Source organism: Pseudomonas sp. GW821-FHT03C07 (assembly GCF_059420925.1).
Window position 1 is genome coordinate 1 of sequence record NZ_JBWKUQ010000001.1, and the last position, 11,278, is coordinate 11,278.

The window sequence follows — 11,278 nt, forward strand, 5'->3', positions numbered from 1 at the left end:
CAAGGCCCGATTCTCCCGGAAATCGCCAAGGTGCTTCCGGAAGCGCACGCGGCACGGATCAAGCGTCCCGGTGTGGTTAATGCCTGGGAATACGCCGACTTCCGCAATGCGGTGCTGGCCACTGGGCGCAAGCATCTGATCATGGCCGGTGTGACCACCGATGTTTGTCTTATCTTTCCGGCAATCGATGCTGCGCTCGAAGGCTTTGCCGTCCAGGCTGTGCTGGATGCTTCGGGCTCGCCCAGCGATCTTTCCGAAGAGTTCGCCCGTCAACGAATGCACGATGCCGGCGTCGTGCTTACCGCCACCAATACGCTCATGGCAGAAATCGGCCAGGATTGGTCCACACCTAACGGACAGCAACTGATTGGCTTGTTGTTCACCGACGTATTCCCGGCCCTGGGTGCCGGCATCCAGTAAAACTGCGATCCTGTCGCGCTGCTCGAAGTGCATGGCTCTTCGGGCAACGCGACGGTTCCCAGATCAGTAAGCTGCCGCATAGCGAAGATATTCGGCGCTGATCCGGTTTGAATGGCTGACCAGCCCGCGGACGAAGGGTAATCGTGTTTCCTCATAGCGGGCCAGCACGGCGGCAACGGGTTCGTCTGCGCCTCGATCTGCGAGCATTCGAGCCAGCACCGCCGCATCTTCCACGCCGGTCAGGAAGCCTCGCCCGGTCATCGGTGAAACGACGTGGGCAGCGTCCCCGATGATGGCCAGTGCACCTCGCGCCAACCGCTGTGGTTTGTACTCCGCAATCGGAGCCCCGCTCAATACATTCACTGAGCGCACGCCGACGGTCACCGCCTCCGCCCATGTCGCAGGCCAGACCTGTGGGACCAGGGCGACCAAGCCAGACCTGACGTCTTCATCGATCGTCCCACGTCCAAGTGTGCCCACGATGTGGCCATCGGCAGTCAGGCAGCTGGTGCGACGGAGCAAAGCTTCCTGATGCACATCGAACCAGGCGAATGTGATTTGCCGCTGACCTGGCTCCATCGAGCCGTCGCGACCAGGAAGTACTGCTGCAACCAGACGATATCCGTCCACGAACTCAATCCATAGGCCTCCATCCGACGGCCAAGAGACGGGACGCGTGAGCATTCGCTCCTCGACCAGTCCACGCCACACGAGATAACCGGCGTAGCGGGCAAGCGGTGCATCTGGCGTGACCACCTGGCGAACGATGCTGCGATAGCCGTCCGCACCGATCACTGCCGCGGCAACCCGCTGCGTTCCGTCGGTAAAGGAGAGTTTTGCCTGATCGCCAAGGTCTGCGACCGAGGTGACGGTTTTGCCTTCTTCGAGGACGATGCCTGGTGTTGCGACAACCCGCTCCCGTAGCCAGTTGTAAAGCGCGGGCCAGGTCGTCAGTTCGCGATAAGCGGGGACCACGGGCAAAATGGGCGCAGCACGTGGATCATGGCCAACCGTCGTCGCGACCAGCTCCAGATCGATACTCAGGCTGTCTCCACCGTGCACGCGACCAACAGACCGCTCAACGACACGAACGGGCACGCCCCTGGCCGCGCAGGCGAGCGCCAGCGTGAGGCCGGCAAGGGATCCGCCGACAATAATGATTTCCGGGGAGGTGGCGTTCATCGCGAGTAAGCACTCATAGCGTCAACATTCGTGAAAATATTCCGGTTCATCTAAAAGTCTTCTGCGTGACTGAAATGATGAGCGCGATCATCGCCACGCCGATCACGACCCAAAAGTATTCCACGCTGGCGACCAAGGTCGATTGCTGCTGCAGCATTTGTGCGTGCATTGCCACCGAGATTTGATTCGCTGTCGTGGCACCTACTTCGGATGACAGTGCTTGCGCCAGCTGTTGAGTCTGCTCCACATAGAGAGGGTCGCTGGCGCTGAAATGCACGTTGAGGTTGTTGTATTGCGTGGTAGTGCGCCATTGCAGAAACAGTGTGGCGGCCGTGGTGCCAATCGCCATGGCTATCTGTCCCATCATGTTTTTGATCTGGTAGGCATGCGCGAAGAGCTTCTCCTCTTGCATCACATCCCGAAAGGTTTGCATCGCGGCCGTCGACATGACCAACATCACAAAGCAGCCATTGAGAATCAATGCCGGCAGAATGTTCGACCACATATTGGCGCTGGGCGTCAGCGAGGACAGCAGCCAGCCAAAGCCACCCAGTGCAATGAATCCCAGAATGAAGAACTTCTTCGGGGCAGGGTACTTTGGAAGGAGAGTGGACATGATGACCCAGGTGGCAAGAGTGCCAGTCAGTCCGATGGCCTGGAATGTACCGATGGTATCCCAGGAGTAGCCCAGTCCTGTTTGCAGGAAGTACGGCAAGATGTAGTTATTGGCGCCCAGTACAACGTAGGCGTAGCAAAACAGCGCCACGCCCTGGAGGTAACGAGGCTGCATCAAGTCTCTGACCTTCAGGAAGGGCTTTGCCTTGTTGTGTTCGGCGTGGAAGAAGCTGTACACGCCCAGTGCTGCCAAGAGTGCGCAACCGACGAGGATGAAGGTGTCGTTATAAAAGTCGTAGTAGGACCGCTGTAAAATGTAGAGCAGAAAGAAACTACTGACCGACAACAAGAGAATGTTTGCCAGGCTTGAGGGGGTTCGGTCCTCCTCAGGGGTAGGGCTCGTGGGCAGAAAACGCACGCAAAGTGCTGCTGCAACCAGAGCGCCGGCGATCAGTATCCAGAAGATTGCATGCCAGGTATTTTCGGCAACCACCAACGACGAGATAAAAGGCGCCGCCGCCGTCCCACCAGCGAGCCCGGTGGCAAATACTTTGATTCCCGTAAACCGGCCTGGGCCAGGGGGAAGCAGGTTGATCATGAGGCGTGCCGAAGTCATGAACGAGGCCCCACCCAGGGCCATGACGACTCGGCCTACGGTGAAACTGGTCAAATCAACGCTCACACCACACACGAAAGCGCCCATCACGAAAGTGCTGATTGAGCCGAGCATGAAATTGCGCCAGCCCAGACGCTCCGTCAACCAGTGCTGTTTCGAAATCACCACCACAGCGATACAGGCATACAGGGCGGCAACCAGACTGAATTCTTCGGGGCTGGCCTCGATTTCGCCGCGAATCGGTGCAGAGGCAAAAGCAATCATGCCAGCCTGCAAATACTCCAGCGCACAGAGCAAGCCTACAGTGAACAACAGAGCGGCGTGTTTTCTGTACATGATCCCCCCGTCAAAATTTCAGGTTTTTGGGGTCATGGTCACTACCCTCATTGGCACTGATCACGCGCTCCACAACTTCATTGGCGTCCTGAAGTTCATTCTTGAAAATCTCGGTGCTGTAAACCGGTTGCTGTGCAACGGTCTTGTTCAGGAGGGGGCCATTACGATCGGCGGTGTCGACCGAAACCCGCATGGACAAACCCAGGCGCAAGGGGTTTTGTGCTACTTCCTGCGGCCGTAAAGCGATCCTTACCGGCACCCGTTGGGTCACCTTGATCCAGTTTCCAGTAGCGTTCTGGGCCGGTAGCAAGGAGAAAGCACTGCCAGTACCGGCATCCAGGCCGATAATGGTCCCGTGGAATATGACGCTGCGGCTGTAGGCATCCGCACGCAGCTCAACGGGTTGGCCAATGCGCAAGTCTTCAATCTGCGATTCCTTGAAATTGGCATTGACCCAGACTTGATCACCAGGCACTACCGACATCAGCGCGACGCCCGGATTGATTTTTTGTCCGACCTGCACAGTGCGTTTGGTGATTACGCCTGCAACCGGTGAATAGATTTGGGTCCGATGCAAAGCGATGTAAGCATCACGCAGGTTGCTTGCTGCCACCAGCACATCCGGGTGAGTACGAAGAGTGGTGTCGTCGACCATCGCGAGCCGAACGGCGAGGGCGTGTTTGGTGCCTTCAAGCCCAGCGATTGCATTTTTGAGTATGTCTGCGGTGTGACTGATCTCTTCACGAGAAACTGCACCACTGGCAGCAAGTTGGCTGCGTCGACGCACATCGTCCTGCGCCTTGCGCACGTCGTTTTGACGCTGGTCCACTTCAGCCTGAAGTTGCTGGACCTGATAATACTGGGTGCGTGCCTGACGAACCGCACGGGCCAGGTTCGACTTAGCGCGCTCATACTGGATTTCGGCATCCACGGCGTTCAATGTCACCAATGGCGAGTTGGTATCGACATGATCGGTATTGTCGCCGCTGATTGCCGTCACGGTACCGCTGACTTGTGAGGTCACCTGAACAACGTTGCCGTCGACATAGGCATCATCGGTGGATTCGGAATTCAGTCTCAGCAGGTAGCCAGCACACAAGGCAACGACCAGAAGGACTATGGCCAGGGTCAGAAGCAATGTGGGGCGATACAAGGCTCGCGGCTGAGTGGTGGCGGCTGGGGAGGGCGTAGTAGTCATAACGTCATTTAGCTGCCAAGGAGGGAGTGGCGTTGTCGGACTCCGGGATTTCGGGCGAGTAGCCGCCCCCCAAAGCCCGGCTCAGGTTCGCCTGAAGGGAAAGTGCTCTCGATTTCAGATATACCAGTTGGCGTTTTTCGGCCAACGTTGAATTTTCAGTCGCCAGTACCTGCAGATAGGTTGCCAGTCCCGCTGCGTACCGTTTGTTCACCAGGTCGGCGGCGGCCTGTGCAGTGGCTACCGCTTCATTCTGCTGGGCCAGGCGTTCTTTTAACCAACGCAGGGAGGACAACTGGTCAGCGATATCGCGTAAGGCATCGATAACCGTCTGGTTGTAGTTTTCGACGGCCAGATCGTAAACGGCGTCCTGGGCGTCCAGGTTCCCGCGCAATCGACCACCCTCGAAGATCGGCAGGCTTATCGCAGGTGCGAATCCCACTATGCGGCTGCTGCGTTCGCTGAAGGTGTCAAAGCCAAGACTTTGCATACCGATGAAGGACGTCAGGTTAACGTCGGGATAGAAGCGAGCTTTTGCTACCTCAATTTCATGGCCCGAGGCTTCGACGCGCCAACGTTGCGCAACGACGTCTGGGCGATGACCAATCAGCTCGGCTGGGAGGTTGGTCGGCAGTGCCACGGTATCGCTGGACTGAAGATGGGGTCTTGTGATCGTCCGTCCCCGGTCAGGTCCCTTGCCCAGCAAGGAAGCCAGTTTGTTTTGGTTGAGCTCGATCGATTCCTTCAGCGCGGCAATATTGGCTCGATTGGCGGGCAGGGCGGCTTGGGACTGCTTGATATCGATCTGAGTATCCAATTCAGCCGCAAATCGCTGCTGGGTCAGTTTCTCGATTTGCTCTTGCTGAGCCAACAGCGTTTGGGCCACATCCTGTTGCTCGTAGCTGTTCTGCAATGCAATGTAGGCCTGCACAATCGATGCAGACAGCATAAGTGCCGCCGCACGCTCATCGACTTCAAGTGCATGTCGACGGCCTACGGCCGCTTCAATGGCCGAGCGGTTTTTGCCCCAAAAGTCCAGCTCATAACCCACATTCAAGGTGGCCTGATCGACGTTCTGCCAAGTGCCCTTCGCCGGCGCAGGTGTCGTGCCGTTGGAGCTGAATCGCTCGCGGGTCGTGCTCATTGTTGCATCGACATGAGGCAGTAACTGGGCCCCTTCGATAGCTTCTAGAGCGCTGGCCTGACGCACTCGCGCCGCCGCTGATCGCAGGGTAGGGTTGCCTGCCAAGGCCTCCTTGATCAGAGCATCGAGTTGCGGGTCTTTGAAGCTGGTCCACCAGTTTTCAGTGGGCCAGACCGCCGGGGACAGCGTGACTGCACTGTCGGCCAGTGTCTCGCTGACATCAGTGGGCGCGAGCAGATGCGACTTCGGCTTCAGGTCGCTGAAGGAACATCCGGCGAGCAGGGCCAGTATCATCGCCAATGACGCTCGCAGAGCGAGCCGATAGGTGGATTGCACATCCGTTGTTCCCTGTGATTTGGGACTGTTCATGAACGATATTCTCTGGCTCGGATAAGCGGGCTACGTGATATTTGCCATGACACTGAACGTAGCGACCCATCTCCTGGATATGTGTGGTTGGGTGCCAATTTGATCCGGCGTCGCTGGCTGGAAGAGCCGGAAATTGAGTCCTGCCAGCCAGCAACATCCTTAACCTTGCAGCGCTTCCATCAGCACCTGCACCAACTGCCCGCCTTCTGGCGTCGCCCAGCTGCCGGCAAGTTCTGCAATCAACTGGTTGGTGGTGGTCAGCGTCACGCCGCCCTTGTCCATCCGGCGCAGGGCGATGTCATCGGCCATCACGGTCGGTGAGCCGCCGCCATCGGCCACCACCTGAACTTCATAGCCGTCGCGCACCAGGCTCAGGGCCGGGTAGACCGTGCAGACGTCATTGGTGACACCGGCAATGATCAGTTTTTTACGGCCAGTCGCTTTAACGGCGGCGGCGAAGTGTTCGTCGTCCATGGCGTTGACGATGCCCAGGCGTTGGATGCGGTCAGCGAATTCGGCAGGGAGGATCTGCTCTAGTTCACTCAGCAGCGGCCCCTGCGCGTACTGCTCCATGCTGGAGGTCAGAACCACTGGAAGCTTCAGAATGCTGGCCGCTTTGGCGAGCATCAGCGCGTTGCGTTTGAGTTCTTCGAAGGGAATGGATTTCACCCAGCTCATGGTGCCGACTTGGTGATCGATCAACAGCAGGGCGGCATTCTCGGCACTGAATTTTTCGTACGTCATGATGATTCTCCTGGCTCTAAGGTTGGGGCACTGATGCCCCGGGGTTGGGACTGTTTCGATCATTCAACGCGGTTGCAGCTTTCCGAACGCACCATGTTGGTAGCCGTCAATCGCTTCGGCCAGCGCCTCTGAAGAGGCAAGCGCCAGCGGCCCTTGCCAATACACTGGTTGATTCAGCGGGACACCCGAAAACAGCGCGGCCTTGGCGTTGCCCTTGTTCGCACGCAACGTGACGATGCGCTCCTCGCTCTGCGGCAGATTCACCGGCAGTGCGGGTTCGACAAGGTTGAAGGGGTGGCCATCGATCAACACTTCGCCGTCAATCGGCATTACGAACGCAACATGGCCTTCGGGGATCGGGACGCTGACTTCAGCACCGTCCTCAAGTGAGATGTCCAGCACGCTCACTTCGGTGGGCACCGACAAGGGCGACGACACCTGGGCGAAGCTGCCCAGTGGTACGCGCACCTTGATCCCGGGCAACCGCACCACAGGCACATCCTGGGCTTCGAGACTGAGCGCAAACGGAGCGTCTGCCTGGCGTTCCTGCGGCAGGTTGATAAAAATCTGCAGCATGTGCACCGTCTTGCCCGGCTCGGCCGGCACCTCCTCGTGCACGACACCTTTACCCGCCGCCGTCCAATGCAGCCCACCGGGTTGAATCAGGTTGCGGTTGCCCAGCGCGTCCCGGTTATCAATCCCGGTCTCGGAATCAAGAAACAGGTAGGACACCGCCGAAAACCCTGCATGCGGGTGGGGCGGAAACGTCGGCCCACTCATCCAGGCATGATCGACCGCGAGGAAGGGGTCGATAGGCTTGTCGAACTGATTGCCACGCAGGCTGAAGGCCCGGAACTGACTGCCGTGATTCATGCGCTGCAAACGGACGATGGGTAACATGGCTGTGCTCCTCAGACGCGTTGCGCTGCGGGCAAGGCAGGGTAGTCGATATAGCCTTGCGCGCCCGGTGCGTAGAACGTGTCCTTGTTCGGAACATTCAGCTCGGCGCCTGTACGAAAGCGCTCGGGCAGATCGGGGTTGGCGAGGAAGGCGCTGCCAAACACCGCCGCGTCTGCTTGACCCTCAGCGATCAGGGATTCGGCGGAGCGTTGATCGAGTCCGCCACCGATCAAATAGCTGCCGTCGAACAGTGGACGCAACACGGCGTGGTAGTCGATGCTGGCTCCGAACAGGGCAACGTGCAGATAAGCGAGATTCAGCCCGCGCAGTTGCTCGACCAGGTAGGTGTAGGTTTGTTGCGGGTTGGCATCGACGATGTCGTTGAAATTCATTTCAGGGGAGATCTTGAGACCCACCCGGTCGCCACCGATTTCCGTCGAGATAGCGGCCAGCACATCCAGTACAAAACGCACACGGTTTTCAACCGATCCTCCGTACTCATCCGTGCGCTGATTGCTGCCCGTCGAGAGAAACTGTTCAGGCAGGTAGCCCGACGCGGCATGCAACTCGACACCGTCGAAACCGGCCTCGATGGCCAGCCGCGCCGCCTGCCGGTAGCCCTCGATAACCGCGGCAATCTCAACCACGCTCAGCGCATGGGGGGTGACGAAATCCTGAAGGCCCATCGCGGTCCAGGTTTGGCCGGCGGGTTTGATCGCGGAGGGGGCGTGTGGCAGGGCACCATTCGGCAGCAGCGAAGGGTGCGAAATACGTCCGCTGTGCATCAACTGCATGAAAATTCGCCCGCCGCGGGCATGCACGGCCTCGGTGACCTGCTTCCAGGCAGCGACCTGCTCGGCGGTTTCGATGCCTGGGGTGCGGACATAGCCCTTACCCATCGCAACGGGGAACACACCTTCACTGATGATCAGGCCGGCGCTGGCACGCTGGGCGTAGTAAATCGCAACCAGCTCGCTTGGCACGCCGTCATCGTCGGAACGCGAACGCGTCATCGGGGCCATGACCATGCGGTTGGACAGGGAATAGCGACTGATTTTGACTTGGGAAAAGAGAGAATTCATTGCGGGGCTCCTCAGTGGTGATTGGAGCCATCATTGATCAATCCGGATCCGGGATAAACCGGGTAAAATTGAAATGACTGATCCACTGATGGAGTAATATCTCTAACGGACTCCATGATTACGTTCAGTCAAATTAAGTTGAACCTTCAGGATGGGAGGATGAAGTAAGAAAATAGGAGGAGGGCGGGTTGGGATAGGTAGCCTTACTGAATGCATCGCAGGTGCATGCTTATGTAAGGTCATAGAATGGTCTATTAACTACAACGGTAATTGAACGCGCTGATTAGAGTCATATTGAATGGGGTGGGTAAGAGAAACGGGTGCTGCGGTGGCTGATTTGGAATCAAGGGGGCTAAAGATCTATCCGGGGCTCCAAGGTAACGCCAGGTCGGCTGAAATCCGCGTCATACGAGTGATAATAGGGGCAACCATTTCAACCGGCAAACCACACAGTTCGAATAGCGATACGGACTTTTGAATTCCCAGACGAGCTAGACAAACCAAGGTTAACACGCAGGTTCAGTACCACTTTGTAAACTTGTTTTTTGACTTGTTAACTACCGTAGTTAACAAGTCAAAATTGTGGTTAACAACGGTGCCGGACAGGCTTTTTACTAAGCTTTCATCCAGCCTAACTCTGACGAGCTACCAGGGTATCGGATGGTAGTAAAACTCCATCTGCACGTAAATTAGCGGGTGTTGGGCTGTTCTGTGTATAGCGATCCGTGAAATCTGTGCACAAACTTCCATGCTGAGCGCTGCAGATTTCACACAGCGACGTGCTTTCGGATGGACCTGCCGCGTAAGTAATGCCGTAAACGAGCGAGCTGGTCCCAAAAAACTCCTTTAATCAAACGAATAGGCGAATCCGCATACGGTGCGCGATCGCGCTCATCAAGGGCGACATTTCTGGATTCGCCGCTCATGACGTAAAATCACCCACGATGACGGCTACAAAGGCTGCGCCAGAGCCTGTAGCGCGCTGATGATTGTCGGCCAAGTGATCTGTAAGCAATTCCGTGAACGTGAGGCGAAAAGCTTGATTTACACGATTACTTCCAATTTTTTTACACGATTACTTCCGAGAGCTCTAGGCCTATGATTTTACGAGATTATTTTTTTAAGATGATTTTTCTGTTTTTGAAGTGATAACGACAGCAGCGCTCACAAGTCTGCATCCTAGGCTTCGCATAATTCGACGAACGTTATGGTACTTTAGCGGCGTAATCGCCGAATTTAGTGGCATGATAATCGCGTAGCTCATGCCGCTGAATTTAGCCATAACGTGCATTATGCGATGCTATTTTTTTGCACCATTTGTAGTCATACCTCGACCTGCCCGCAGGGCATTAGGCGCCACTCGTTCGTCAGCCAGGCCAATTAACATCCGCGCCGATACTCGGCAACGCCGGCCGGTAGCCCGCCAAACGAAAAACCCCCAGCGATCGCCGGATCACCGAGCGTTTCTTTTGCGTGCGCGCCGTTTGTATCCCTGGGCAATCAGCCCGCGTGCTGGTCAAACCGCTTTTTCCACGCCGCGGATCTGCTGCTCAGCAACTCGGTCCCGTGACGTATAGCGACATCGTAGGTCAGGTCCCGGTAGGTCCGGTTTCTTAGCCCGTCGTCCTGATGTAGCACGCTCCCAGGGCGTTTATACCTTGCGCTCTGAGGCGTGGGACGACTTTTACCAGCTCGATCTGGCATTGCCCCTCAGATGGCAGCATTTGCGTCTCTGAGACCTTCCCGTCGATTAACAGGATGAAAACCCATTTTGCGAGCATGTCGCCTCCTGCGATTTTGGAGCGAAGCGGGTGGGGGTGCTGTTACACCCCCACTTTGGTATGGAGGAGCACCCTTTTTGCTGTTTTTTGAAGGATTTTTCCGGGCTTGTTGACAGCCTGGTTTTTCTTATGGATAGTACGGCATGTCATACCGAATTTAAGCGATTTTTCTTATGCCAATAAAGCTTCTTGACATCCATGCTCGCCTTCTTTCTGAGGGTATTGTGACTAGTGATGCATCTGCAAATGCGGCGCTGATTTACGTCGTTAAGTGGATGGAAGGGCAGGTCTTTGATTTGCAAAAAAGTGCTGTAAAGGTAAATCGTGCTCGTTTACGTAAGCTTGGTATTGATATTGCCAAACCCTTTACCGGAGAGATTATCTTTCCTGGCAAAGCTTGAATATTGAATTTATTGGCATTTTGCCACATGCCTCGAATTTAACTAATCCAACCCATTAGGGGTTAGATGCTGCGCTGAAGAGTTGCCGCTCTCCAGCGCAGCCACCAAAAACGATCTAATTAGGAGATCGCAAATGGCTATGTTCAATTCTACTGAAAATCATGCTGTAGCAGGTCCTGCTGCTTTCCATTTGGGCCTGTTCACCATACCTGAACTTGAAAAAATATCATGTTCGTTTAGAGGTGAAGGTGGCCTTCATCCCTTGGCTTTAATGGGTAAGCGCATCCGTAACGCTCAGATTGTCCATGGTTTTAACGCTGGTGATGACTCGCTCGTTCTAGGGTCGTCCATTGTTGAATCCACGGTTTTGGCGGTTACCCTGGGTAGTATTGAGCACGCAATAGAAACCAGTCTGCTTTTGCAAGATGCTGATGGCGGCCATCCTTACTACATGGATATTACTAATCTGACGGTTCTTGAGGTCCTGTCATGA

General features: G+C 56.1%; 10 protein-coding genes. 3 read left to right on the forward strand and 7 right to left on the reverse strand.

Features of this window, described 5'->3' with window-relative positions:
* Positions 1-420: isochorismatase family protein (locus tag AC07VG_RS00005; RefSeq protein WP_495020213.1), on the forward strand; the 420-nt coding region annotated here is incomplete at its 5' end.
* Between the two features lie 63 nt (positions 421-483).
* Here the strand turns inward: AC07VG_RS00005 and AC07VG_RS00010 are convergent.
* From AC07VG_RS00010 to AC07VG_RS00040, 7 genes are all read right to left on the reverse strand, one after another.
* Entirely contained in the window at positions 484-1,602 is a 1,119-nt protein-coding gene (locus tag AC07VG_RS00010; protein ID WP_495020214.1) for an FAD-dependent monooxygenase, read from the reverse strand.
* Positions 1,603-1,648: 46 nt separating this feature from the next.
* A complete protein-coding gene (locus AC07VG_RS00015) occupies positions 1,649-3,169 on the reverse strand; it encodes an MFS transporter (protein ID WP_495020215.1) in 1,521 nt (506 codons plus the stop codon).
* A 10-nt stretch (positions 3,170-3,179) separates the two neighbouring features.
* Positions 3,180-4,367: an HlyD family secretion protein gene (locus tag AC07VG_RS00020; RefSeq protein WP_495020216.1), complete on the reverse strand. Its 1,188-nt coding sequence runs from the start codon at positions 4,365-4,367 to the stop codon at positions 3,180-3,182.
* Between the two features lie 4 nt (positions 4,368-4,371).
* Complete coding sequence (locus AC07VG_RS00025) at positions 4,372-5,877, reverse strand: efflux transporter outer membrane subunit (RefSeq protein WP_495020217.1); 1,506 nt, start codon at positions 5,875-5,877, stop codon at positions 4,372-4,374.
* A 159-nt stretch (positions 5,878-6,036) separates the two neighbouring features.
* Positions 6,037-6,621, reverse strand: coding sequence for an isochorismatase family protein (locus tag AC07VG_RS00030; protein ID WP_495020218.1), 585 nt, complete (start codon positions 6,619-6,621; stop codon positions 6,037-6,039).
* A 63-nt stretch (positions 6,622-6,684) separates the two neighbouring features.
* Positions 6,685-7,521 (reverse strand): pirin family protein, encoded by an 837-nt coding sequence (locus AC07VG_RS00035; protein ID WP_495020219.1) that lies wholly within the window; start codon positions 7,519-7,521, stop codon positions 6,685-6,687.
* A gap of 11 nt (positions 7,522-7,532) precedes the next feature.
* Positions 7,533-8,603 (reverse strand): alkene reductase, encoded by a 1,071-nt coding sequence (locus tag AC07VG_RS00040; protein WP_495020220.1) that lies wholly within the window; start codon positions 8,601-8,603, stop codon positions 7,533-7,535.
* A gap of 1,954 nt (positions 8,604-10,557) precedes the next feature.
* Here AC07VG_RS00040 and AC07VG_RS00045 point away from each other — a divergent pair.
* Together AC07VG_RS00045 and AC07VG_RS00050 are read left to right on the forward strand one after the other, a co-directional pair.
* Positions 10,558-10,785 (forward strand): phage/plasmid replication domain-containing protein, encoded by a 228-nt coding sequence (locus AC07VG_RS00045; protein ID WP_495020221.1) that lies wholly within the window; start codon positions 10,558-10,560, stop codon positions 10,783-10,785.
* A 133-nt stretch (positions 10,786-10,918) separates the two neighbouring features.
* Positions 10,919-11,278, forward strand: a complete 360-nt coding sequence (locus tag AC07VG_RS00050) for a hypothetical protein (protein ID WP_495020222.1) — start codon at positions 10,919-10,921, stop codon at positions 11,276-11,278.

Excerpts from the sequence above, each read along its gene's own strand:
- AC07VG_RS00015 (WP_495020215.1), bottom strand. The coding sequence starts at position 3,169 with ATGTACAGAAAACACGCCGCTCTGTTGTTCACTGTAGGCTTGCTCTGT.
- AC07VG_RS00035 (WP_495020219.1), bottom strand. The coding sequence starts at position 7,521 with ATGTTACCCATCGTCCGTTTGCAGCGCATGAATCACGGCAGTCAGTTC.
- AC07VG_RS00030 (WP_495020218.1), bottom strand. The coding sequence starts at position 6,621 with ATGACGTACGAAAAATTCAGTGCCGAGAATGCCGCCCTGCTGTTGATC.
- AC07VG_RS00020 (WP_495020216.1), bottom strand. The coding sequence starts at position 4,367 with ATGACTACTACGCCCTCCCCAGCCGCCACCACTCAGCCGCGAGCCTTG.
- AC07VG_RS00010 (WP_495020214.1), bottom strand. The coding sequence starts at position 1,602 with ATGAACGCCACCTCCCCGGAAATCATTATTGTCGGCGGATCCCTTGCC.
- AC07VG_RS00025 (WP_495020217.1), bottom strand. The coding sequence starts at position 5,877 with ATGAACAGTCCCAAATCACAGGGAACAACGGATGTGCAATCCACCTAT.
- AC07VG_RS00045 (WP_495020221.1), top strand. The coding sequence starts at position 10,558 with ATGCCAATAAAGCTTCTTGACATCCATGCTCGCCTTCTTTCTGAGGGT.
- AC07VG_RS00050 (WP_495020222.1), top strand. The coding sequence starts at position 10,919 with ATGGCTATGTTCAATTCTACTGAAAATCATGCTGTAGCAGGTCCTGCT.
- AC07VG_RS00040 (WP_495020220.1), bottom strand. The coding sequence starts at position 8,603 with ATGAATTCTCTCTTTTCCCAAGTCAAAATCAGTCGCTATTCCCTGTCC.